The following is a 23428-nucleotide window of genomic DNA, read 5'->3' as shown; positions in this document are numbered from 1 at the left end:
CTCGGGGGTCGGGCGAAGGGAACGGCGGGGATGCGTCGAGAGTGGGAGTCGGAGGAGCTGATCGCGGCCTGGACGCTGCTGGACGGTGACTGGGGACTGGTGGGGAACAAGACGGGCGCGACGCGACTGGGTTTCGGTGTTGCTGAAATTCTTCGAGCAGGAGGGACGGTTCCCGCGGCACGCGGGCGAGGTACCCAAGGCTGCCGTCGACCAGGTCCCGTCCGGCCTGACTGGCATGGTGGCCGACAAGCCGATCGACTGGAAGATCATCGCTCAGCAGTACGACCAGATGGTCAAGTACGCCACCGCCCTTCGGCTGGGCACGGCCGAGGCCGAGCAGGTGCTGCGACGCTTCACCCGCGGCGGCCCCAAGCACCCCACCTACAAGGCCATTGAGGAACTCGGCAAGGCGGTCAAGAGCATCTTCGTCGCCGAGTACGTCACCGCCCCAGAGCTGCGCCGGAAGATCCACGAGGACCTGCAGGTCGTGGGGAACTGGAACTCCGCCAACACCGACCTGTTCTACGGCAGCGCCGGCACCCTGCCCGGCAGCGACAAGGAACACCAGGAGGTCTCCATGCTCAGCCTGCGCCTGCTGCAGTCCGCGCTGGTGTTCATCAACACCCTGCTGGTTCAGTCCGTCCTTAAGGGCCCCTCTGCCACCGGTGCCCTACCGTGGAACCACGCTACGGCCAGACGCGTACCGCCGTTCGCCGCCGCTCCGAGCGCCCACGTCGGCCCTGGGCACAGTCGGCCGAGGTCCTCCGGGGCCCGCGCGGAAGCACAGAAGACCTTTCGTCCGGCCCTGTCCTCGCCGGTGGGAAGCGTGGGATACGGCCGGGCTGGAGTCGACCGTGCCAAGAAGCAGAGACCCGTCGCCGGCGCGACAGGTTGCGGGATGCATCGGCAGGGCGCCCGGGTCGGCCGCCGCTGCGCGCGGGGTTTTGATGGGGATCTGTGGGCGCTATCGCAGTTGGTCGCGGCGGCGGGTCAGGTAGGCGGTCTCGGCGGTGTTGCCGGCCAGCTCAATAGCCCGGTCGTAGGCCGCGCGTGACTGCTGGCTGTGGCCCTGCCGGCGCAGCAGGTCGGCGCGGGTGGCGTGGTAGGCGTGATAGCCGGCCAGCTTGTCCTCAAGGCGGTCGACGGCCGCCAATGCCACCTGCGGGCCGTCGAGTTCGGCGACCGCGATGGCCCGGTTGAGGGCGATGATCGGCGAGGGGTCGAGGCGGACGAGCTGATCGTAGAGGGCGAGGACCTGTGACCAGTCGGTGTCGCGTACGTCGCGGGCGGCGGTGTGCACGGCGTTGATCGCGGCGAGGATCTGGTAGCGGCCTGCAGCCGCCCCGGCGGCGGCAGCGGCGAGGCGCTCGCGCACCAGCCGGTGGCCCTCGGCGATCAGGCCTGTGTCCCAGGCCCCACGGTCCTGCTCGGCCAGGGGGACCAGTTCGCCGCCGGCCGAGACCCGGGCGGTGCGGCGGGCCTCGGTGAGGAGCATCAGCGCCAGCAGCCCGGCCACCTCGCCGTCGCCCGGCAGGAGGGCACGGATCAGGCGGGTGAGCCGGATCGCCTCGGCGGTCAGGCCGTGACGTAGGGGATCGGTGTCGGGGCCGGTGGCCAGGTAGCCTTCGTTGAACACCAGGTACAGCACGGCGAGGACGCCAGACACGCGTGCCGGCAGATCCTCCACGGCCGGTACCCGATAGGGGATGCGGGCCGCCTTGATCTTGGCCTTCGCGCGGGTGATCCGCCGCTCCATGGCGGTCTCCTGCACCAGGAAGGCGCGGGCGATCTCAGGCACGGTCAGACCGCCGACCATGCGCAGCGTCAGCGCTACGCGGGTCTGCATCGCCAGCGCCGGATGACAGCAGGTGAAGATCAGCCGGAGCCGATCGTCGTCGATGGCGCCGACAGGCTCGGGCGGGCCGTCGCCGTACACCATCTGAGCCTCCTTGTGCTTGTCGTCGCGCTTGTTCTCGCGTCGGATCCGGTCGATGGCCTTGCGGTTGGCGGTGGTGGTCAGCCAGGCGCCGGGGTTGGGGGGTACGCCGTCGGCCGGCCACCGCTGGACGGCGGTCGCGAACGCCTCGGCGGCCGCCTCCTCTGCGATGTCGAGGTCACCGAAACGCCTGGTCAGGGCGGCGACCACCCGGGCCCACTCGTTGTGGTGGGCCCGGGTGATCGCCTCCTCGACGTCACTCACTGGAACGGCCGCACCTCGATCTTCCGGTCGCAGACCTTCGACGCCTCGGCGGCGAGCTTGAGCGCCACATCCAGATCGGGGGCCTCCCACACCCAGACGCCGGCGAGGTACTCCTTCGACTCCACGAAAGGCCCGTCGCTGAACACCGCCTGCTCGCCCCGGTTGTCGATGACCGTGGCCGCGTCGGTGTCCGCGAGTCCGCCCGAGAAGACCCAGTAGCCCTCGGCGATCAGTCGTTCGTTGAACGTGCTGATGGCGGGCCGCCTGTCCGTGCTGCCGGGATTGCTCTTGTCATCGATCACGGAAACCAGGTACTGCATCTGAAGATCAACTCCTCTGGTGTCAAGACAGCGTAGTTCGCTGGTCAGGGACTTCAAGCCGTTGCATACCGCGGGCGCCCAGCCGGCCGGTAGACCTGGATCGACACGCCCTTGGAGTCGACCCGCGACTCGACCAGGTCGAGCGCAAGGTCCGGACCGGACTCCGGGAACAGCCGCGCGCCCTGGCCGACGACCACCGGGATCACGATCAGAGTCATCTCGTCGACCAGATCGTTCTCCAGCAGCCACCGGATGAGGGCGCCACTGCCGTGCACCTGCAGCTCACCCCCGGGCTTGGCCTTCAGCTCACTGACGGCCGCCGCGAGGTCACCGCGGAGAACGGTCGTGTCCTTCCAACGCGGCGCGGTGAGCGTGCTCGAGGCAACGTACTTGGGGGCCTCGTTCAAGGCCACGCCGATGGGATGTGCGCGCATCTGGTCGATTGATCCCCAAGAGCCGGCGAACAGTTCGTAGGTGTGCCGGCCGAACAGGAACGCCTCGGCGCGCTGATAGGTCTGCGTGATGTACGTCCTGGTCTCGTCGTCGCCCTTACCCAGGGCCCAGCCGCCGCGCTCGAATCCGTTCCTGCGGTCATCCGACGCGGCGCCGTTTCCCTGCATCACGCCATCGAGGGTGACCTGAGTCATGGTCGTCAGCTTCATGATCGCGGTTCCTTTGCCTTGGCGCCGCCCCCCTTGCGGGCGGCCTCACCCCTGCTACGAACACCACCGCCCCGATCCGACACCGCCTCCCGGATTTCTTTGAAGAATTTTCCGGGACGGCCGCTGGGTGGTTCCGGCACGCATGGCCAGTTCCAGCTGGCTGACGCGCCGCCGAGTGCGCCACTCACGCAACGCTCCGGCGAGCCCGCCTCTGGTCGATTCGCTGATCACCCCTCTTGTGGAACCCGATCGGCTGCTGACCCGCGATTCCCTGCGAGGAATTGCCGCGCGACAGCCGGCGCAGCAAGGTCGTTGCCGCACGCCGACCATGCGCAACCTAGGGGATCAACCATGGCTGACATTGACATCCACGACCTCACCGACCGCTACGTTGCCGTGTGGAACGAACCCGATGCGGAGCGCCGCCGCGCCTCGATTCGCGAGCTGTGGTCCGCCGACGCCGTCCATGTGCTGCAGCCTCCCAAGGAGATCCTGCAGACCGCTGAAGGGCTGGGCTTCAACCGTCTCCTTTTGGAGGCGCGCGGGCACCACGCGTTGGAGTTCCGGGTGACTCGCGCCCACGAGGAGTTCGTCGCGCCAGGCACCTTTGTCTTCCGGTCGCGCGGCAACGCCGACCGGCTCCACGACGTTGTCAAGTTCAACTGGGAGATGGCACCCCGGGACGGGGGTGAGGTCGCCGGCGTCGGGCTGGAGATCCTCATGCTCGGCCCCGACGGCCGCATCGTCAGCGACTACCAGTTCATCGAGGGATGACCGCGACGATGGCGATACGCCCATCGATGGTGCGCAGCTACCACGTCACCATCGGCGGCGGTATCGACGGCCTGTCGCTGCGCACGCACAAACCACGCACACCCGGGGAGGGGGAGGTCGCGGTCGCGGTCCACGCCACCTCACTCAGCTTCCGCGAACTTCTGGTGCTACGGGGGCAGTACGTGCTGCCCGTCAAACCGGACGTCATACCGGTCTCGGACGGTGCCGGCGAGGTCGTCGCCGTTGGGCCGGATGTCCGGCGGGTGCGCCCAGGCGACCGCGTCGCCGCCGCACTGTTCCCGCGGTGGCTGGACGGCCCGCTGGAACCGGCATACCTGCCGCAACTGGGTGGCTCGCTCGACGGAATGCTGACCGAGCTGGCCATCCTCCCCGAGGACGCGCTCGTGCACATCCCCGACCACCTCTCCTACGCCGAGGCGGCAACTCTTCCCTGCGCCGCCGTCACGGCATGGAACGCCCTGACCGGCGACGGCCGCGGAATCCAGCGCGGACAGACCATGCTGGTCACCGGCTCCGGCGGCGTGTCGCTGTTCACGGTGCAGTTCGCCAAACTCCTGGGCGCGAGAGTGATCGCCACGACAAGCCGCGCGGACAAGGAACAGCGCCTTCGCGATCTGGGAGCCGACGAGGTGATCAACTACCGCGACATCCCGGACTGGCACACCGCTACCCGTGAACTCACCGCCGGGCGAGGGGTCGACCGCGTCGTCGACACCGCCGGAACACTGGAGCAGTCGCTGAAGTCAGTCGCCGTCGACGGGCACATCGCCTTCGTCGGGTCCGTCTCCGGCAACTGGCCACCGGTCGACCCTCGTCTGCTGTTCGGCGTCGCCGCTACGGTCCGCGCATTGGCTGTCGGCAGTCGCGCCCAGTTCATCTCGATGAACAACGTCATCACCACGCATCGGCTCCGACCAGTCCTCGACCGGGTGTTCCCGTTCGAAGAAGCCGTGGCAGCGTACGGGTACTACGAATCGGCCAGCCCGTTCGGAAAGGTGATCATCAAGATCAGATAGCCGGCGAGCATGCGTGGTTGGGGGAATCCCGCGCACGCTCGGTCATTGGCAGACCAGTACGCGTCGTGCGAGCTGGATGATCTATCCCAAGGGGTGCCTGCGGAGACGAGAACGAGGGTGTCAAAGATCGTTTTGTGACCAACAACCTAGACACCCTCGCGACCGCACTCTACGCGACGACGGATGACCTGCTGAAAGAGCGTCCCGGCCTGGCGCCTCGGCGTCCGCAGGTCGGGATCGCTCCCCGTCTGAGCGATGCCGAACCGGTCACCCTCGCGATGATGCAGGCCGTGCTCGGCTTCACCTCCGAGGCCAAGTGGCTCAGGCCAGCCCGCAAAGCGGAGGGCCGTCAGGTGAGGGTGACCGGCAGATCCTTGATGCCGTTGATGAAGTTGGAGCGGAGTCGGCGGGCGGGACCGGCCTGGGTGAGGTTGGGCAGCCGCTCGGCCAGGACCTCGAACAGCACCCGGAGCTCCAGCTTGGCGAGGTGGTTGCCGAGGCAGAAGTGGGCCCCGCCGCCGCCGAAGCCGATGTGCGGGTTGGGGTCGCGGCCGATGTCGAAGACGCCGGGGTCGGCGAAGACCTTCTCGTCCCGGTTGGCCGAGCTGTAGAAGACCACGACCTTGTCGTCCTCCTTGATCTCCTGCCCGCCGATCGTCGTGTCAGTGGTGGCCGTACGGCGGAAGAGGTTCACCGGGGAGACCCAGCGGACGATCTCGTCGGCCGCGGTGCGGGCGAGGGCGGGGTCGGCGACCAGGCGCTTCCACTGCTCGGGGTGCTCGAAGAAGGCGAGCATGCCGCCGGAGGCCGCGTTGCGGGTGGTCTCGTTGCCCGCGACCACCAGCAGCAGCACGAACAGGTCGAACTCCTCCTCGGTGAGCGTCTCGCCCGCGGCGTCGGGCATGATCAGCTTGGTGACGATGTCCTCACGGGGACGCTCGCGCCGCTCGGCCGCCAGGGCGTTGGCGTAGGCGTAGACCTGCATGGCCGCGTCCGGGCCCCCGGAGGAGTCGGCCGCGTAGTCCGGGTCCTCGGCCCCGATCATCTGGTTGGACCAGTTGAAGATCTTGTCCCGGTCCTCGACGGGGGCGCCGAGCAGCTCGCAGATCACGTACAGCGGCAGCGGGGCGGCGATGTCCCTGACGAAGTCGGCCGAGCCGCGTCCCTTGGCCTCGTCCACCAGCTCGTGGCAGATGTCGCGGATGTGCTGCTCCAGGGCGCCCATCATGCGCGGGGTGAAGCCCCGGTTGACCAGGGAGCGACGCCGGGTGTGCTCCGGCGGGTCCTGGTTGAGCATCATCATCCGCTGGAGCGCGCGCTGGTCCTCGGGCATCTCGTCGAACAGCGCGAGCTTCCTGCTCGACGAGAACAGGTCGGAGCGGCGGGAGACGTGAACCACGTCGGAGTGGCCGGTGACGGCCCAGAACCCGGGCCATCCCCGCTCGGCGTCGCCCGGGTGCGGGTAGACGGGCGCGTTGGCCCGCAGCCAGGCGAGCTGGTCGTGAGGCGCGCCGTTCTGCCAGTAGAAATCCTGGTCGACAAGATTGATGTCCATTGATCCTCCTGGGCGAACCGTACGCGCATCTCCCCGATGCCGCTGACGGAACCGGAACGCGCCCGCCGCGCTCTCCGGCGGGTGCGGCGCCGACCATTTGATCAAGCGCTTGGCCGGACAGCTTTCTGAAACGTGTTCTATTACGGGTGGGCGGGAGAGTCAAGTGAGGGCACGCCCCCTCCGGGGCGCGGGAGCTCCGGAAACGGGGCGCGGGAGCCCCGCAGGCGGCGTGCGGATCAGCCGGGGCGGGGGTCGGAAGGCCGGGTCGCGCCAGGTGCCGGGGCAGTGCGCTCCGGGAGGATGGCCATGCGGTCGACGGCTCCGGTCAGGTGCTGGGCGACCACCTGGATCTGCTCGCTCGCGACCCCGCCGAACACCATGGCGCCCAGCGCGCCGTTGCCGATCGGCAGCGCCTGCGTCTCCCAGTCGGTGGCGGGCTTGTCGTACCAGAGCGTCAAATCATCGGGTGTCTGTACGGCTGCTGTGCTCTTTTCCGGCTCCGCGTGGGCCATGTGCTGCCCATAAAGGCAGGTGGCGAGAGTGGGTGTGGCCGGCAGGGTGATGTCGAGCCGTCGTCTTGGAGGGTGAGATAACCGATTCCTCCGATCACAGGACCGGCCTGTCTCAAGGAGATAGCACCGAAACCCCGCTGCAACAAGGCTCATCCTCCGATGTTTGGGAGTTATCGATCAACGGGATCGCCGTTCACACCGGAGGATCCGACAGGTGAGCCTCGCCGACGCCCGCCCGGTTAAATCCGATGACTGATGGAGGGAGTGTGGGGAAGATCCCGCTATACCACTGTCACCTGCGGTTTATCCTCTATAACAGATCGGATGTATACCCCGCTGAAGGGTTGACATAGAGGTTCGGTGTCGTTCAGCATCACGAGACAAGACATCCGATGTATGACTGAAGGGTGCGGTGTGAAGCTGCTGCGAGTTGGACCCGTCGGCCAGGAGCGCCCGGCCGTCATGGACGAGGCCGGTAACCTCCGCGCAATCTCGGAACCCGAGATCGACGGGGCTTTCCTCGCTTCCGGGGGAGTGGCGCGCGTCCGCGAGGCGCTGGAACGGGACGAACTGCCCGTGCTGGAGACCGAGGGGCTGCGGATCGGCCCGCCCGTCGCCAGGCCGGGGAAGATCGTGTGCATCGGGCTCAACTACCGCGACCACGCGGAGGAGACGGGCGCTGCGATCCCGGCCGAGCCGATCATCTTCATGAAGGCCCCCAACACGGTCGTCGGCCCCTACGACGAGGTCCTGATCCCCAGAGACAGCGTGAAGACCGACTGGGAGGTCGAGCTGGCCGTCGTCATCGGCCGGACCGTCCGCTACGCGGAGACCCACGAGGAGGCCCTCGCGGCGGTCGCGGGCTACGCGATCTCCAACGACGTCTCCGAGCGCGAGTTCCAGCTCGAGCGCGGCGGCCAGTGGGACAAGGGCAAGTCCTGCGAGACCTTCAACCCGCTCGGCCCCTGGCTGGTCACCGCCGACGAGATCGCCGACCCGCAGTCCCTGGGGCTGCGGCTGTGGGTGGACGGCGAGCCGTACCAGAACGGCGACACCAAGAACATGATCTTCCATGTCGCCGAGGTCGTCCGCTACCTCAGCCGGTTCATGGTCCTGGAGCCCGGCGACGTCATCAACACCGGCACCCCGGCCGGCGTCGCGCTCGGCCTGCCGGGCACGCCGTACCTGCGCGCGGGCCAGGTCATGGAGCTGGAGATCGACGGCTTGGGCCGCCAGCGCCAGACGGTGGGGCAGGCATGAGCGCCTACCGCATCACCGCGCTGGAGACCTACGACATCCGCTTCCCCACCTCGCTGGAGCTCGACGGCTCCGACGCGATGAACCCGGACCCGGACTACTCGGCCGCCTACCTGGTGCTGAAGACCGACGACGGGTTCGAGGGCCACGGCTTCGCCTTCACCATCGGCCGGGGCAACGAGGTGCAGACCGCCGCCATCAAGGCGCTGGAGCCGTACGTCATCGGCAAGGACGTCGAGGACCTGGGCGCGCTCTGGAAGGACATGGTCCACGACTCCCAGCTGCGCTGGCTCGGCCCGGAGAAGGGCGTCATGCACATGGCGATCTCCGCCGTGGTCAACGCGCTCTGGGACCTGAAGGCCAAGCGGGAGGGCAAGCCGCTGTGGCTGCTGCTCGGCGAGATGTCGCCCGAGGAGATCGTCGCGCTGGTCGACTTCCGCTACCTCAGCGACGCGCTCACCCCGCAGGAGGCGCTGGAGATCCTGCGCGCCGCGGAGCCGGGCCGGCGGGAGCGGATCGCCCATCTGAGGGAGCACGGCTACCCGGCCTACACCACCTCGCCGGGCTGGCTCGGCTACAGCGACGACAAGCTGCGCCGCCTGTGCAAGGAGGCGATGGCCGAGGGCTTCACCCAGATCAAGCTGAAGGTCGGCGCCGACCTGGAGGACGACCGGCGGCGGATGCGCATCGCGCGTGAGACCTGCGGCGACGACTTCCCCATCGCCATCGACGCCAACCAGCGCTGGGACGTGGACTCCGCCATCGCCTGGGTCAACGCCCTGGCCGAGTTCCGGCCGCACTGGGTCGAGGAGCCGACCAGCCCCGACGACGTGCTCGGCCACGCCGCCATCGCGCGGGGCATCGCGCCGATCCCGGTCGCCACCGGCGAGCACGTGCAGAACCGCATGATGTTCAAGCAGCTCCTGCAGGCCGAGGCGATCTCCTACCTGCAGATCGACGCGGCCCGGGTCGCGGGCGTGAACGAGAACGTCGCGATCCTGCTGCTCGCGGCCAAGTTCGGTGTCCCGGTCTGCCCGCACGCGGGCGGCGTGGGCCTGTGCGAGCTGGTCCAGCACCTGTCGATGTTCGACTACGTCGCGGTCAGCGGCTCGATGGAGAACCGGGTGATCGAGTACGTCGACCACCTCCACGAGCACTTCGCCGACCCGGTGGTGATCAGGAACGGCGCCTACGTCGCGCCGAGTCTGCCCGGCTTCGGCGCCGCCATGCACCCCCGGTCGATCACCGACCACACCTACCCCGACGGCCCCGTCTGGAGGTCCCTCAATGGCTGAGTTCGACGGCCTGCGCGTCCTGGTCACCGGCGGCGGCTCCGGCATCGGCCTGGCCACCGCCACCCTGCTCGCCGAGCGCGGAGCGGCGGTGGCCTGCCTGGACCTCAACCCGCCCGGGGAGCCGTTCATCCCGGTCACGGCGGACGTCACTGACGAGGACGCGGTCCGTACGGCGGTCGCAGAGGCGGCCGAACGGCTGGGCGGCCTGGATATCCTGGTGAACAATGCCGGGATCGGCGCGGCCGGGACGATCGAGGACAACCCCTACGAGGAGTGGTCCCGGGTCCTGGACGTCAACGTCCTCGGCATCGTCCGGGTGACGCGGGCGGCCCTGCCGCACCTGCGGCGCTCGGCGAACGCGGCGATCGTCAACACCTGCTCCATCGCCGCCACGGCGGGCCTGCCCCAGCGGGCGCTCTACAGCGCGTCCAAGGGGGCCATCCAGTCGCTCACCCTGGCGATGGCCGCCGACCATGTCCGCGAGGGCATCCGTGTCAACTGCGTCAACCCGGGCACCGCCGACACCCCCTGGGTGCAGCGCCTGCTCGACGCGGCGGCGGACCCGGCGGCCGAGCGGGCGGCCCTGGAGGGACGTCAGCCGATGGGCCGCCTGGTGAGCGCGGAGGAGGTCGCGGCCGCGATCGCCTACCTCGCGAGCCCGCTCGCGGCCTCGACCACCGGCATGGCCCTGGCGGTCGACGGAGGCATGCAGGGACTCAGGCTCCGGCCCGCGACGTGACACGGCGCGACGTGGCGTGACACGGCGGGGGCCTCCCTCCGGAGGCCGGCCGCCCAATGAGATGTACGAGATATCGGTCTAGAAATAATTCACCCCCCACATGGTTTCGAATCGAGGCAACGGTATGAAACTCGGAACTGCGGCGACGGGTGCGGCACTGCTCGCGCTCGCTCTCACCGTCTCGGCATGCGGCTCGTCGGAGACCACCGGCGCGGACAGCAGCGCCAAGCCCGCGGCCGACGCCGGGGCCAAGGGCGGCAAGGTCGGGATCGACTTCCCGCGCGCCGACTCCGACTTCTGGAACTCCTACAACAAGTACGTCCCGCAGCTCGCCGGCGAGCTGGGCGTCGAGCTGATGCCGCCGACCAACTCCCAGAACGACGTGGCCAAGCTGGTCGCCAACACCCAGGCGATGATGGGCCAGGGCGCCAAGGCGATCGTCATGGCCCCGCAGGACACCGGCGCGATCGCCTCCACGCTCCAGACCCTGGAGAACAAGAACATCCCGGTCGTCTCGGTGGACACCCGCCCCGACAAGGGCAAGATCTTCATGGTCGTGCGGGCCGACAACAAGGCCTACGGCACCAGGGCGTGCGAGTTCCTCGGCGAGAAGCTGGGGGGCAAGGGCAAGATCGTCCAGCTCATGGGCGCGCTGTCCTCGATCAACGGCAGGGACAGGGCCGAGGCGTTCGGCGCGTGCATGAAGGAGAAGTTCCCCGGCATCACGGTCTTCGACGAGCCGACCGAGTGGGACGGCACCAAGGCCGCCTCGATGTTGCAGACCCGCCTCCAGCAGCACCCGGATGTCAAGGGCATCTACATGCACGCCGGAGGCGTCCACCTGGCCCCGACCCTGCAGGTGCTCAAGGCCAAGGGCCTGATCGCGCCGCCGGAGGACCCCAAGCACGTCTTCGTGATCTCCAACGACGGGATCCCGCAGGAGTTCGAGGCGATCCGCAAGGGTGAGATCGACGCCACGCTCTCCCAGCCGGCCGACCTGTACGCCAAGTACGCGCTCTTCTACGCCAAGGCCGCGATCGAGGGCAAGACCTTCCAGCCGGGCCCGACCGACCACGACAGCACGATCATCCAGCTGCCGAACGGCCTTGAGGACCAGCTTCCCGCCCCGCTGGTGACCAAGGAGAACGTGGACGACAAGAGCCTCTGGGGCAACCAGGTCAAGTGATGACATCTTCCGTTAAAGCGGTTGAAGCGCTTGGTATCACCAAGCGCTTCGGCCCGACCACCGCCCTCAACGGTGCCGGGATCGCCATCACCGAGGGGGAGACGCACGCGCTGGTCGGCCGGAACGGCGCGGGCAAGTCCACGCTGGTGTCGATCCTGACCGGGCTCCAGCGCCCCGACGAGGGCGAGGTCCGCTTCGGCGGGGAGCTCGCGCCGCCGCTGGCCGATCGGGACGCCTGGCGGCAGCGCGTCGCGTGCGTCTACCAGAAGTCGACGATCATCCCCACGCTCACCGTCGCGGAGAACCTCTTCCTGAACCGGCAGACCGACCGGGGCGCGATCAAGTGGCGCGGCCTGCGCGCGCGGGCCAGGCAGCTCCTGGAGCAGTACGGCGTGGACGTGGACGCCGACGGCCTCGCCGGAGACCTGAGCGTCGAGCAGCGCCAGCTTCTGGAGATCGCCCGGGCGCTGTCGTTCGGCGCCCGGTTCATCATCCTGGACGAGCCCACCGCCCAGCTCGACGGCCCGGCCATCCAGCGGCTCTTCGACCGGATGCGCTCCCTCCGGGAACAGGGTGTGACGATGATGTTCATCTCGCACCACCTGGAGGAGGTGTACGAGATCTGCCAGAGCGTCTCGGTCTTCCGCGACGCCCGGCACATCGTCACCACCACGGTCGGCGACCTCCCGCACGCCCAGCTGGTCGACGCGATGACCGGCGAGGCCACCGCCGCCTACGAATACCGCTCCCGTACGGTCGACGCCTCCGCCCCCGTCGTCCTGGCCGCCCGGGGGCTCAGCCTCGACGGCCGCTACGAGGACGTGGACCTGGCCATCAGGTCCGGGGAGATCGTCGGCCTGGCCGGGTCCGGCAGCAGCGGCAAGGTCGGCCTGGCCGAGACGCTGGTCGGCCTCCGCCGCGCCGACGCCGGCACGGTGACCGTCAACGGCACCGAGGTCAAGCCGGGAGACGTGCCGTCCGTGCTCGCCGCCGGTCTCGGCTTCGTCCCCCAGGACCGGCACCACGAGGGCTTCGTGCCGCTGCTGTCGATCGCCGAGAACGCCACCATCCCGATCGCGGGCAAGCTCGGCCGGTACGGCATGATCTCCCCGGCGAGACGGCGCGAGCACGGCGCCCGGATGATCGCCGAGCTGGACATCAAGACGACCGGACCCGACCAGCCGGTGGCCGACCTGTCCGGCGGCAACGCGCAGAAGGTCGTGCTGGCGAGGGCGCTCGCGGACGACCCCCGGGCGCTCGTGGTCATCAACCCGACCGCAGGGGTGGACGTGAAGGCCAAGCACTCGCTCCTCGGCGCCGTGGAGGACGCGGTGGCCCAGGGGACCGGAGCCGTACTGGTCTCCGACGAACTCGACGACCTGCGGATCTGCGACCGGGTCCTGGTCATGTTTCACGGCAAGGTCGTGAAGGACGTGCCCCGCGGCTGGACCGACAGCGAGCTGGTGGCGGCGATGGAAGGTATCGAACACTGATGGCCACTACAAAGACGACGCCCGTGGCGACCCTGCCCGCACAGGGCCGGCGGTTCCAGCTCGGGCGGTTCCGGGACCTCACGCTGGTCCCGGTGATCATCGTGCTGCTGATCGTCGGGTCGTTCGTGGACCCGGTGTTCCTCACCGCCGGCAACCTGACCAACGTCCTCCAGCAGCAGTCGGCCCTGGCGCTGGTGGTGCTCGCCGAGGCGTTGATCCTGATCGCCGGCAAGTTCGACCTGTCGCTGGAGTCCACGGTCGGCATGGCCCCCGCCGTCGGCGTGATGCTGGTCATCCCGGTCGCGGCCGGCGGGTTCGGCCTGGAGCTCCCCGGCATCCTGGCGATCCCGCTCTGCCTGCTGGTCGGCGGGCTGGTCGGAGCCTTCAACGGCTTCCTGATCATGCGGTTCCAGCTGTCGGCCTTCATCGTCACCCTGGCGATGATGATCGTCGTCCACGGACTCCAGCTCGGCCTCACCCAGGGCAAGAGCCTGTTCGAGCTGCCCGAGTCGTTCCTCTACCTCGGCAGCGCCACCTGGCTGGGCCTCCCGGCGGCCATCTGGATCACCGGCCTGCTCTTCGCCGCGGCCATCGTCGCGCTCGGCTACTTCCGGGCCGGCCGCTCGCTCTACGCCATCGGCGGCAACGCCGACGCCGCCCGCGCGGCGGGCATCCGGGTCGAGCGGGTCCTGTGGATCGTCTTCATCATCGGCGGCGTGATCGCCGCGCTCGCCGGAGTGCTGGAGACCGGCCGCCTGGGCGGCATCAGCGCCAACCAGGGCGTCGGCTGGATCTTCATGGCCTTCGCCGCCGCGGTCATCGGCGGGGTCAGCATGGACGGCGGCAAGGGCACGATCCTCGGCGCCCTCACCGGTGTCCTGGTGATCGGTCTCGTCGAGAACATCCTGACGCTGAAGGGCGTCCCCGGCGAGTGGAAGCAGCTCGTCTACGGCTCGATCATCCTGGTCGCCCTGATGATCAGCCGCCTCGCCGGCGGCAAGGCACAGGATTGACGACGGCCGTACCCGCTCCCGGGCGGGTACGGCAGGGCGCGGGAGCGGGGATCGCTCCCGCTCCCAGGCGGGTACGGCAAGGCCCAGGACCGACCACCCCCTCCCCGGGGGACTACGGCAACGCGCAGGATCGACCATCCCTCTCCCCGGGGGACTACGGCAAGGCACAGGATCGGCGGTCATGACCCTCTCCGTGAGCGAGTACGGCTTCGGCGCCGCCCCCATCGGCAACCTCTTCACCGCCGTGGGCGACGACGAGGCCAGGGCGACGGTGGACGCCGCCTACGACGCCGGGTTCCGCTACTTCGACACCGCGCCCCACTACGGGCTCGGCCTGTCGGAACGGCGGCTCGGCACCGCCCTGGCCGGGCGGCCCCGCGACTCCTACACCCTGTCCACCAAGGTCGGCCGCCTGCTCGTGCCGGCGCCCACCGGCGTCCCGGCCGCCCGGGACGACCAGGGGTTCGACGTCCCGGCCGACCTCCGCCGGGTGTGGGACTTCTCCCGTGACGGCGTACGGCGGTCGCTGGAGGAGAGCCTGCTCCGGCTCGGTCTCGACGCGGTCGACATCGTGCTCATCCACGACCCGGACGACCACTGGGAACAGGCCGTCTCCGAGGCGTATCCGGCCCTGGCCGAACTGCGCGACCAGGGGGTCGTCAAGGCCGTCGGGGTCGGCATGAACCAGTCGGAGATGCTCACCCGGTTCGTCCGGGAGACCGGCGTGGACATGGTCATGCTGGCCGGCCGCCACACCCTCCTCGACCAGTCGGGGGAGGAGGAGCTGCTGCCGCTCTGCCAGGAACGGGGCGTCTCGGTGGTCGCCGCCGGAGTGTTCAACAGCGGACTGCTCGCCACCCACGAGCCGTCGGGCACCTACGACTACGCCCCCGCCTCCGAGCCGCTGCTTGCCCGCGCCCGCCGCATCGCGGCCGTGTGCGAACGCCACGGCGTCACCCTGCCCCAAGCGGCGCTGGCCTTCCCGCTCCGCCACCCGGCGGTCGCCTCGGTGGTCGTCGGCGCCAGGTCCGCCGCCGAGGTCACCCGCAACGCCGCCCTGACCGCCAGGCCCGTCCCCGAGGACCTCTGGGCCGAACTGGCGGCCGAGGACCTGATCCCCGGCTGAACGGGGCGGCGGCCGGCCGGCCGGCACCGACGCGCGGGCGTGATCAGACGAAGAAGCCGTCGATCCGGCGGATCGACTCTTTCTCGAAACGGACGACGTCGTAGCCGGTGGCCACCGGCGGCTCGCCGGGCCGCCCGAGGTGCCAGGTGAACAGCATGAGGTCGTGGCGCTCGTTGATCACCTCGCCAAGGCTGAAGGCGAGGTCGCCGAACTTCTCCCGGGCTCGGCCGATCATGGTGTCGATGCCGTCGCGGCCCTCGACCGCCTCCCAGTCGGGGTCGCTGTAGACGCTGTCCTCGGTGAGGACCGCGTCGATCGCGGACCGGCGGCGGCCGGCGTCCCTCTCGTTCCAGATCTCGATGTACTTCTGTGCGAGGTTGGTGCGGTTCACCTGTTGATCCCTTCCATGGAGGTGGTGGTCGTCTCCTGCGCGGCGGCGGTCGGCCGTCGCTTGAGGGTGAGTGCGATGAGGGCGCCCGCGATGGAGGCCGCGGCCGCCACCCAGCCGGCCGTACGCAGGCCGCCGGCTCCCGGCTCGCCCGCGTTGGCCACCGCGATGATGACGGCCAGGCCGATGGCCCCGCCGATCTGCTGGGCCGTGGTCGCCAGCCCCGAGGCGACGCCCTGTTCTGTCGGGGCGATGCCGGACCCGGCCGCCGCGAACATGGCGACGAAGGTGAAGCCTCCCGACAGGCCCCAGATCACGGTGCCGGGCATGAGCGCCCAGAAGGAGCCGTCCGCCGACATGCCCGCGTAGAGGACGGCCATTCCGACGCCGCTGCCCAGCATTCCGGCGATCAGGGTGGTCCGCACTCCCCACCGTCCCAGCAGGGCGGGTGCGAGCCGGCCGGCGGCGACCATGGACAGCAGCGTCAGCGGCAGGAAGGCCAGACCGGCCTGCAGGGCGCTGTAGCCGAGCACGGGCTGCAGGTACATCGTGAGCAGGTAGTAGCCGCCGCCGAGCGCGCTCTGGAAGAACAGGATCACCAGCATCGAGGTGGTCAGGTTGCGGTCGCCGAGCAGGCGCGGCGGGGCGAGTGGTTCCCGGGCACGGGCCTCGACCAGGAGGAAGGCTCCGATCAGGACGACCCCGGCGGCCAGGGAGCCCAGGCCGCGGAGTGTGGTCCAGCCCGCCTCGGGGCCGCTGACGAGGCCGAGCACCATCAGCGTCGAGCCGGCGGTGGCCAGCAGCGCGCCCAGCGCGTCGAAGCCGCCGTGCCCGCGTGCCGGGTCGGGGGGCAGCAGCCGCAGCGCCGCGATGATCGCGACGAGTGCCAGCGGGACATTGACGTAGAAGACCCACTGCCAGCCCCACGTCGCGGTGAGCACGCCACCGAGCAGCGCACCCGCGGCCAGGCCGGCGCTGCCCGCGGTTCCCCAGGCGCCCAGCGCCCGGTTGCGCGCCGGCCCTTCGGCGAAGCCGGAGTAGATCAGCGCCAGGGTCGCGGGGGCGAGCAGCGCGCCGCCCAGTCCCTGGACCGCGCGGGCGGCCACGAGCAGGCCCGGACCGGCGGCGAGCCCTCCGGCCAGCGACGAGATGCCGTAGAGCGCGAGGCCGAGGACGAGCATGCGCCGCGCGCCGAGCCGGTCGACCGCACGGCCACCGAGCAGCAGGAAGCCGCCGAACCCGATGGCGTAGCCGCTGACGACCCATTGGAGGCTCTGGGGGGAGAAACCGAGCTCACGCCCGATATCGGGGAGCGCGACATAAACGATGTTGTAGTCGAGGGCGACGATCAGTTGGGAGAACGCCAGGAGGATCAGTCGTTTCGCATTCACGCGTTGAGCTTTCTCTGCATGCCGAACATTTACTACACGGCGTTAAGTTAGAACACGCCGTACGGTAGCGCAACCCTGTAGAGTGTCAACCATGGGAGTCTCGACGCCGAGCCGCAGGGAACGCCTGCGAGCGGAGACGGCCGCCGAAATCAAGACGGTCGCGCTCGGGCTGATGGCCGAGGGTGGGCCCGACGCCATCACGCTGCGGGCCATCGCCCGTGAGATGGGCATGACGGCGGGAGCCATCTACGGCTACTACGAGACCCGCGACACGCTGGTCAGCGCGCTGATCACGGACGTCTACACCTCGCTGGTCGACACGGTGGAGGCGGCGCGCGACGCCGTGCCCGCCGACGACGCGGCGGGCCGGATCCTGGCCTGGGGGCAGACGTTGCGGGAGTGGGCCCTGGCCAATCCCGAGGGCTTCCGGCTCATCTACGGGGACCCGGTCCCCGGCTACCAGGCGCCGGAGGGCGGGGCCGCCGCCGAGGCCGCGCACCGCGCCTGCGCGGGTCTCACCGGCTTGGTGGCCGCAGCCTGGCCGCAGGCGGTGGCCCGGCAGCCGGGCGGATACGACTGGACCGACTTCGATCCGATCCTGACGGGCCTGGTCCGTGCGGAGTTCCCCGGACTGCCTCCCGCGGCGGTGGCGCTGGCACTACGCGTCTGGGGCCGTATGCACGGTCTGGTCGCCCTTGAGGTCTACGGCCACCTGCGCGGCCAGACGAAGGACGCGGGGCGGCTATACCTCGACGAACTGCGCGACCTCACCCGCAGTCTGGGGCTTGAGGGAAGGCCGGCCGCTCCGGCGTGAAGGGGTGTCGCCCCTCATGGGCCGGCGATCGCCGGCTGAGCCGGCCGGGCCTGCCCGCGTGGGAGCCGGCCGGGCCTGCCCGTGTGGAGGCGGCCCCGGGCTTGCCCGTGTGGAGGCGGCCCCGGGCGACCGCCGGTCAGTGGCCGCCGAACCAGCCGGGGACGTCGAGCGGGAAGGCGTCCGGCGGGGTGACCTTGCGCAGGTCGGCCTCCAGCGCGCGCAGCCGCTCCTCGCCGAGCGTCTCGGCCCAGCGGGCCCGCAGCTCGTCGAAGATGCGGGCCGAACGCACCAGGGAGTCGACGCCGTGCTCGGTGAGCCGTACGACCTTGCGCCGCGCGTCGTGCGGGTCGGAGCCGCGTTCCACGTAGCCGAGCCGCTCCAGCGCGTCGACGGTCTTGCCCGCCGCCTGTTTGGACACCCCCAGGCGGCGGCCGAGCTCGGCCGCCGTCGTGCCGTCGACGCCGATCGCCTGGAAGACGAAGCCGTGCATCGGCCGCATGTCCGGATGGCCCTGCCGGGCCAGCTCGGCGTGCAGTTCGTCGATGAGGACGCGGAAGCCGAGGAACAGCCGGAGCGGCAGCTCGAATCCGGGAGGGTCACTTGACACGATAGACAACCTGGTTCACTATTTGGGCAACCACGTTGTCTAATTTAGGGGATCACGCGATGACTGTCATCCGCCATGCGGAAAGCCGCCGGACCGAGACGGCCAACGCCGTCATGACCACGCTCGCCTCACCGACCCAGGGAGGTTCGGGGCAGGCCGTCTGGCGCGTCGACATGCGCCCCGGCCAGGCGGGCCCGTTGCACGCCATCGACACCGAGCAGGTGTGGACCCTGTTGGACGGCGGCGCGACCGTCGAGCTCGGCGGCGAGAAGCTCGCCGTCGGGCCGGGCGACACCCTCGTCCTCCCGGCCGACGTGCCGCGCCGCCTGAGCGCGGACCCGGCGACCGGCCTCGCCGCCATCGTCGCCGCCCCCGCGGGCATGCGCGCCTACGTGGTCGACGACACCCGGGTCTCGGCGGACTGCGCCGTCCCCGACGGCGACAAGATCCTGCCGGCCTGGGTCGTCTGAGAGACGACCATCCGGGCGGGCCTGGCGCGGACGGCCGCACCGCCCGGGCGAGCTGGAGTGGAGGGGCCGCCTGAGTGAACCGGGGCGAGCGGCCGGGGCCGAACCGCGTGAGTTCGACGGCGAGGACGGCCGCGTGACCGGGGGACGTTCACAATCGCTCGCGTGGCAGTTCGACGGCGAGGACGGCCGCGTGACCGGGAGGCGTTCACAATCGCTCGCGTGGCAGTTCGACGGCGATGGTGAGGCCGCCCTCCTCGCGAGGGCTGGCGGTCACGTCGCCGCCATGGGCCTCGGCCACGACCCTGACGATCGACAGCCCGAGGCCGCTGCCGCGGTCGGAGCGCAGCCGGTCGCCGTGCAGCCGCCGGAACGGCTCGAAGATCGTCTCGATCTCGTAGGGAGGCACGGGGAGCCCGGTGTTCGCCACCACCAGCTCCACCCGGTCGGCCCGCTGCCGGGTGGACACCCACACCTCGCCGCCGGGGTGGTTGTGCCGGATGGCGTTCTCCACGAGGTTCTGCGCGAGCCGCTCGACCAGCACCGCCTCGCCGGCGGTCGGCGCGGGATCCAGCAGCCGGTGGACGGTGACCTCGCTGTCCCCGGCCTCCTCGGCCGCCAGGTCCAGCACGTGCTCGACCACGTCGGCCAGGTCGAAGGGGCGCCGCTCGAGAACCGTGCGCTCGCCTTCCGACAGGGCGAGCAGCGCGTCGATCAGCCGCTCGTGCCTGGTGTTGACCACCAGAAGGGACTCGCCGAGGCGCCTGACGTCCTCGGTCGCGTCGGGCCGGCGGACCGCCACGTCCACGAGCGTGCGGTTGATGGTCAGCGGGGTGCGCAGCTCGTGTGAGGCGTTGGCGATGAAGCGCCGCTGGCCGTCGTACGAGCGGGCCAGACGGCCGAGGACGCCGTCGATGACGTCGGCGAGCTCCTTGATCTCGTCCTGCGGCCCGTCATGGGCGATGCGTTCGGCGAGATCGTGGCTCTGCGCGACCTGTCGCACGCTCGCGGTCATCGACCTGACGGGGCGGATCACCCATCCGGCGACCCGCCAGCCGGCCGCGGTGGCGAGGCCGCCGGCCGCGAGGAGCCCGAGACCGCCCACGGTCAGCACGTTCTTGACGGTGTCGCGCTGGTAGACCCGCCTGACCTGCGCAACCCGCTGCTGGGCCACGTAGTACGCATCGGACTGCCCCGACGAGTAGAACATCTTCAGGGCGTACGCATCGGTGGGCGGGGGCACGTATCTCTTGCCCGCGACCGTGATGAACTCGGGCCGGCGCAGCCCGTCACGGGGTTCCAGGCTCTGCCGCACGACGAAGGAGACCGCGACCAGCAGCACCGCGCCGACGAGGACGAACACCACGCCGCAGGCGAGGGCGAAGCGCAGCCGTACGCTCGTCTTCACGGGATGCGGTACCCGGCCCCGGTGACGGTCTCGATGACCGCCGGCTCGCCGATCTTGCGCCGTAGTTTCATCATCGTCGTCCTCACGGTGTTGGTGAACGGGTCGATGTGCTCGTCCCACACCTTTTCCAGCAGCGTCTCGGCGGAGACCACCGCTCCGTCGGCGCGCAGCAACTCGGCCAGCACGCCGAACTCCTTGCGGGCGAGCGGTACGTAGCGGCCGTCCCGGAACACCTGGCGGTGCGCCCAGTCCAGGCGGATGCCGGCCCGCTCCAGCATCGGGGGGTCGGCCGGACGCACCCGGCGGCCCAGCGCGTGGACGCGGGCGACGAGTTCCTCGAAGGCGAACGGCTTGGGCAGGTAGTCGTCGGCGCCGAGGGACAGGCCCTCCACCCGGGAGCGCACGTCGCCGGACGCGGTGAGCATGATGACGCGGACCAGTGCGCCGTCGGTCACCAGCGCCCTGCACACGTCGTCACCGTGCACGCCCGGCAGATCGCGGTCCAGGATGAGCACGTCGTAGTCGTGGACACGGAGCCGCTCCAGCGCCGTCTCGCCGTCGTAGGCGATGTCGACGGCGAGTGCCTCGCCACGCAACCCCGCACCGATGGAGTCGGCGAGCATGCGCTCGTCCTCGGCGACCAGTACCCGCACGGCAGCTCCTTGATCGTTGGATCGTGCAGCGTGCCAGCGTGCCAGAGGCGGCATAACGCCGACATAACCGGATTTGATCACGCCAAGGTTATCGGTCGATCGCTGGACTGCCCTCACCGCGCCGGGACCGCCCGGCGCCTGATCGGGGGCTCGACCATGCTTGTCTCCACCGCCGGCGCCCAGGCCGTCCACCCCGTGGACCAGGGCAGACCGTCCTTCCCCCGCCGGTTCTTCGCCACCGGCCACGGGGTCTTCGCCGTCGTGCTCGCTCTCGCGGCGGCGCTTCGCTGCCTCGTCATGCTGGGCTACGACACCGCGCAGCTCTACTGGTACGACTCCTTCACCTACCTGGACACCGCCGTCCACCTCCAGCCCGGCGGTGCGTTCCACCCCGCCGGGTACTCCTTCTTCCTGAAGCTGCTCCTGCCGTTCCACAGCGTCGAACTCGTGGCGGGCGTACAGCACGTCATGGGGATCGGCATGGGTTCGATGATCTATCTGGTGCTCCGCCGCCGGTCGCTTCCCGGGTGGGGGGCGACGCCGGCCACCCTGCCCGTGCTGTTCGACCCGGCGTTCCTGAGGTTGGAACACGCCGTGCTCTCCGACACCCAGGTCATCTTCCTCGTCGTGGCCGCGCTGACCGTCCTGCTGTGGCGGACCAGGCCGTCGGTGCGCGCCTGCGCCGCGGTGGGCCTGCTGCTGGCGCTGGCCGGGCTCACCCGGACGGTCGCGGTGCCGCTGCTCGGCCTCGTCCTGATCCATCTGATCATCCAGCGGGCCGGCCGCCGGCAGCTGATCGCGCTCGCCCTCGCCGGGCTGCTCCCTCTCGCCGGCTACGCGGGGTGGTACCAGGCGCATCACGGCCGGTTCGCGCTCAGCGGTTCGGACGGTGTGGCGCTGTGGGCGCGCACGATGACGTTCGCCGACTGCTCCGTGATCAAGCCGCCGGACGAGGAGGCGAAGCTCTGCCCGAACGGCACCGTGGTCGACGCCGCCTCGGAGTACGTGTGGGCAGCGGACGCCTCGCTGAACAGGCTGCCGGGCGGCCGCTTCGCCCACAACGACCTGGCCCGTTCCTTCGCCCTGCGCGCCATCGCCGCGCAGCCGCTGGACTACCTGGGCGAGGTCGTCCACGACACCTCGCTCACCTTCGCGTGGACCCCGGTACGCCACCCCCTGCGCGTCTCGCCCGCGCTGACGTTCCCCCACGGTTCGTGGCCGCTGCCCGCCTTCCCGCTGATCGACAAGGTACGCGGGGAGTACGACGGCGGCATCCGCGGGATGTCCTCTGTCGAGCCGTACGGGAGCGTCCTCGCCGCCTACGCCTATCCCGCCGTGCTGCACGGTCCGTTGTTCGGCATCGTGCTGCTGCTGGGCGGCCTCGGCTCGATCGGCCGGCGGCGGGTGGCGCTGCTGCCGTGGGCGGCGGCCGTGTTCCTGCTCGTCGCGCCTGTCGCCGCACTGGACTTCGACCACCGCTACGTGCTGCCCGCGATCCCCGTGGCCTGCGTCGCCGCCGCGCTGGGCGTCACGGAGAGCCGATGGGTCCGGCCCAGCGCTCCACCCGGCCGTCTCGCTTGATCATGAAGCCGCGCTTGAGCGGCCGGAGCATCATGGTCGTCTCGATGGCCCGTATGCCCGGCATCCCGCCGATCTCCCGCAGGAACCCGTACAGCTCCGTCCGGCCGGGCATGGCGACCTGCGCCACCAGCTGGTGGTCGCCGGCCACGGCCACGGCGTATCTGACCTCCGGGCGGGCGGCCAGCGTGTGGCCCACGGCCTCCACCTCGTTCTCGGCCACCCGCAGCCAGAGCACGGCTTCGGCCGGCAGCCCCAGGTAGGCGGGTTCGATCTCGGCCCGGATGCGCAGGACGCCCCTGCGGAGCAGGGAGTCCAGGCGGCGGCGGGCCGTCGACTCGCTGATCCCGGTGGCCGCCGCGACCTCGGCGTGGGTGGCGCGGCCGTCGGTGACCACCGCCGCGATGATCCGCCCGTCCTCGGCGGAGGGCTCCTCGACCCCGCGCGGGGAGCGCTCCGGCGGGGCGTACCGCTCGCGCAGCCCCTCGACCTCCTGCGGGGTGAGCACGCCGAGGTGCCAGTCGAGGGGCGTGCTGAAGTATTTCAGCGCCGGATACGCGGTGCTCTCCAGCACGCCGTCGATCGCCGGGATGTCCCGGAAGAGCAGGTCCACCAGCGACTCGTCGGCCACGGAGAGCTCCGCCGCGCAGTCCACCGAGCCCGAGACCAGCGCGACGGAGCGGGTCTGCGGCAGCTCGGTGAGGGCCGTTCCCACCTCGATCACCGATCCGGGGCGGCAGCGCAGCCGGAGCGCGGCCGAGCTGAGCCGCCGGTCGTCGAGCAGCCCGATCACCGAGAGCACGCCCGAATCCATCAGCCGGGTCGCCCGGCGCGCCACGTTGCGGGTGGGCTCCGCCAGCACCCGGCCGATCCGGTCCCAGGTGGCCCGCCCGTTCACCTGGAGGGCGGCGACCACCCTGAGATCGGCTCCGTCGAGTGGCTGCATCGGGTCA

Annotated in this window: 24 protein-coding genes and 1 pseudogene; 14 read left to right on the top strand and 11 right to left on the bottom strand. The window is 70.3% G+C overall.

Annotation, left to right across the window (positions count from 1 at the left end):
• Positions 1 to 139 precede the first annotated feature (139 nt).
• Positions 140 to 1054: a Tn3 family transposase gene (locus CA984_RS08845; protein ID WP_086570126.1), complete on the top strand. Its 915-nt coding sequence runs from the start codon at positions 140 to 142 to the stop codon at positions 1052 to 1054.
• Here CA984_RS08845 and CA984_RS08840 read toward each other — a convergent pair.
• The 3 genes from CA984_RS08840 to CA984_RS08830 are packed head-to-tail and all read right to left on the bottom strand — an operon-like array spanning position 965 to position 3182.
• Positions 965 to 2200, bottom strand: a complete 1236-nt coding sequence (locus tag CA984_RS08840) for an RNA polymerase sigma factor (protein ID WP_086570125.1) — start codon at positions 2198 to 2200, stop codon at positions 965 to 967. The two genes, CA984_RS08845 and CA984_RS08840, sit on opposite strands and share 90 nt — an antisense overlap.
• Positions 2197 to 2520 (bottom strand): YciI family protein, encoded by a 324-nt coding sequence (locus tag CA984_RS08835; RefSeq protein WP_086570123.1) that lies wholly within the window; start codon positions 2518 to 2520, stop codon positions 2197 to 2199. The genes CA984_RS08840 and CA984_RS08835 overlap by 4 nt, the downstream gene beginning before the upstream one ends.
• A gap of 53 nt (positions 2521 to 2573) precedes the next feature.
• Entirely contained in the window at positions 2574 to 3182 is a 609-nt protein-coding gene (locus CA984_RS08830) for a dihydrofolate reductase family protein (RefSeq protein ID WP_086570121.1), read from the bottom strand.
• Between the two features lie 351 nt (positions 3183 to 3533).
• Here CA984_RS08830 and CA984_RS08825 point away from each other — a divergent pair, with 351 nt between their 5' ends.
• The 3 genes and pseudogenes from CA984_RS08825 to CA984_RS49220 all read left to right on the top strand — a co-directional run.
• On the top strand, positions 3534 to 3956 hold the full coding sequence (locus CA984_RS08825; RefSeq protein WP_086570119.1) for a hypothetical protein: 423 nt from the start codon (positions 3534 to 3536) through the stop codon (positions 3954 to 3956).
• A complete protein-coding gene (locus CA984_RS08820) occupies positions 3953 to 4993 on the top strand; it encodes a zinc-dependent alcohol dehydrogenase family protein (protein ID WP_086570117.1) in 1041 nt (346 codons plus the stop codon). The genes CA984_RS08825 and CA984_RS08820 overlap by 4 nt, the downstream gene beginning before the upstream one ends.
• 134 nt (positions 4994 to 5127) lie before the next feature.
• Positions 5128 to 5325: pseudogene (locus tag CA984_RS49220) on the top strand (IS982 family transposase); the annotation flags it as partial.
• A gap of 17 nt (positions 5326 to 5342) precedes the next feature.
• Here CA984_RS49220 and CA984_RS08810 read toward each other — a convergent pair.
• Positions 5343 to 6548 carry a cytochrome P450 gene (locus CA984_RS08810; RefSeq protein ID WP_086570115.1) on the bottom strand — a complete coding sequence of 402 codons (1206 nt, stop codon included), beginning with the start codon at positions 6546 to 6548 and terminating at the stop codon, positions 5343 to 5345.
• A gap of 236 nt (positions 6549 to 6784) precedes the next feature.
• Positions 6785 to 7060, bottom strand: a complete 276-nt coding sequence (locus CA984_RS47765; protein WP_242675820.1) for a glycoside hydrolase N-terminal domain-containing protein — start codon at positions 7058 to 7060, stop codon at positions 6785 to 6787.
• Positions 7061 to 7474: 414 nt separating this feature from the next.
• On the opposite strand from CA984_RS47765, the gene CA984_RS08800 reads away from it, so the two are divergent.
• The 7 genes from CA984_RS08800 (at position 7475) to CA984_RS08770 (ending at position 15169) form a co-directional block, all read left to right on the top strand.
• Positions 7475 to 8320, top strand: a complete 846-nt coding sequence (locus CA984_RS08800) for a fumarylacetoacetate hydrolase family protein (RefSeq protein ID WP_086570113.1) — start codon at positions 7475 to 7477, stop codon at positions 8318 to 8320.
• Positions 8317 to 9612, top strand: coding sequence for an L-fuconate dehydratase (locus tag CA984_RS08795; RefSeq protein ID WP_086570111.1), 1296 nt, complete (start codon positions 8317 to 8319; stop codon positions 9610 to 9612). The genes CA984_RS08800 and CA984_RS08795 overlap by 4 nt, the downstream gene beginning before the upstream one ends.
• Positions 9605 to 10351 carry an SDR family NAD(P)-dependent oxidoreductase gene (locus CA984_RS08790; RefSeq protein ID WP_086570109.1) on the top strand — a complete coding sequence of 249 codons (747 nt, stop codon included), beginning with the start codon at positions 9605 to 9607 and terminating at the stop codon, positions 10349 to 10351. The genes CA984_RS08795 and CA984_RS08790 overlap by 8 nt, the downstream gene beginning before the upstream one ends.
• 124 nt (positions 10352 to 10475) lie before the next feature.
• The gene (locus tag CA984_RS08785) at positions 10476 to 11537 is read left to right on the top strand and encodes a sugar ABC transporter substrate-binding protein (protein ID WP_031160603.1); all 1062 of its coding nucleotides are present in this window, start codon (positions 10476 to 10478) and stop codon (positions 11535 to 11537) included.
• Positions 11537 to 13030, top strand: coding sequence for a sugar ABC transporter ATP-binding protein (locus CA984_RS08780; RefSeq protein ID WP_086570107.1), 1494 nt, complete (start codon positions 11537 to 11539; stop codon positions 13028 to 13030). Before CA984_RS08785 ends, CA984_RS08780 begins: the two co-directional genes overlap by 1 nt.
• The gene (locus tag CA984_RS08775; RefSeq protein WP_086570105.1) at positions 13030 to 14043 is read left to right on the top strand and encodes an ABC transporter permease; all 1014 of its coding nucleotides are present in this window, start codon (positions 13030 to 13032) and stop codon (positions 14041 to 14043) included. Before CA984_RS08780 ends, CA984_RS08775 begins: the two co-directional genes overlap by 1 nt.
• 181 nt (positions 14044 to 14224) lie before the next feature.
• Positions 14225 to 15169, top strand: coding sequence for an aldo/keto reductase (locus CA984_RS08770; RefSeq protein WP_086570103.1), 945 nt, complete (start codon positions 14225 to 14227; stop codon positions 15167 to 15169).
• A gap of 43 nt (positions 15170 to 15212) precedes the next feature.
• On the opposite strand, the gene CA984_RS08765 is transcribed toward CA984_RS08770, so the two are convergent.
• Positions 15213 to 15560, bottom strand: a complete 348-nt coding sequence (locus CA984_RS08765; RefSeq protein WP_086570100.1) for a nuclear transport factor 2 family protein — start codon at positions 15558 to 15560, stop codon at positions 15213 to 15215.
• Entirely contained in the window at positions 15557 to 16948 is a 1392-nt protein-coding gene (locus CA984_RS08760; RefSeq protein WP_086570098.1) for an MFS transporter, read from the bottom strand. Before CA984_RS08760 ends, CA984_RS08765 begins: the two co-directional genes overlap by 4 nt.
• A gap of 91 nt (positions 16949 to 17039) precedes the next feature.
• Here CA984_RS08760 and CA984_RS08755 point away from each other — a divergent pair, with 91 nt between their 5' ends.
• Positions 17040 to 17762: a TetR/AcrR family transcriptional regulator gene (locus CA984_RS08755; RefSeq protein ID WP_086570096.1), complete on the top strand. Its 723-nt coding sequence runs from the start codon at positions 17040 to 17042 to the stop codon at positions 17760 to 17762.
• Positions 17763 to 17898: 136 nt separating this feature from the next.
• Here the strand turns inward: CA984_RS08755 and CA984_RS08750 are convergent, their stop codons facing one another.
• Entirely contained in the window at positions 17899 to 18369 is a 471-nt protein-coding gene (locus CA984_RS08750; protein ID WP_108724542.1) for a MarR family winged helix-turn-helix transcriptional regulator, read from the bottom strand.
• Positions 18370 to 18428: 59 nt separating this feature from the next.
• On the opposite strand from CA984_RS08750, the gene CA984_RS08745 reads away from it, so the two are divergent.
• Positions 18429 to 18839, top strand: a complete 411-nt coding sequence (locus CA984_RS08745) for a cupin domain-containing protein (protein WP_086570094.1) — start codon at positions 18429 to 18431, stop codon at positions 18837 to 18839.
• Between the two features lie 205 nt (positions 18840 to 19044).
• Here CA984_RS08745 and CA984_RS08740 read toward each other — a convergent pair whose 3' ends face one another.
• Complete coding sequence (locus tag CA984_RS08740; protein ID WP_086570092.1) at positions 19045 to 20244, bottom strand: sensor histidine kinase; 1200 nt, start codon at positions 20242 to 20244, stop codon at positions 19045 to 19047.
• A complete protein-coding gene (locus CA984_RS08735) occupies positions 20241 to 20897 on the bottom strand; it encodes a response regulator transcription factor (RefSeq protein ID WP_086570090.1) in 657 nt (218 codons plus the stop codon). The genes CA984_RS08740 and CA984_RS08735 overlap by 4 nt, the downstream gene beginning before the upstream one ends.
• A 156-nt stretch (positions 20898 to 21053) precedes the next feature.
• Here CA984_RS08735 and CA984_RS08730 point away from each other — a divergent pair, with 156 nt between their 5' ends.
• Positions 21054 to 22478 (top strand): hypothetical protein, encoded by a 1425-nt coding sequence (locus tag CA984_RS08730; RefSeq protein WP_086570088.1) that lies wholly within the window; start codon positions 21054 to 21056, stop codon positions 22476 to 22478.
• On the opposite strand, the gene CA984_RS08725 is transcribed toward CA984_RS08730, so the two are convergent.
• Positions 22426 to 23421 (bottom strand): Lrp/AsnC family transcriptional regulator, encoded by a 996-nt coding sequence (locus CA984_RS08725; RefSeq protein WP_086570086.1) that lies wholly within the window; start codon positions 23419 to 23421, stop codon positions 22426 to 22428. The genes CA984_RS08730 and CA984_RS08725 overlap by 53 nt on opposite strands.
• Between the last annotated feature and the right edge of the window lie 7 nt (positions 23422 to 23428).

Source organism: Streptosporangium minutum (assembly GCF_002149035.1).
GTDB lineage: Bacteria > Actinomycetota > Actinomycetes > Streptosporangiales > Streptosporangiaceae > Streptosporangium > Streptosporangium minutum.
The sequence above is the reverse complement of the archived record's forward strand: the minus strand, read 5'-3'. Positions and strand labels throughout refer to the sequence as shown.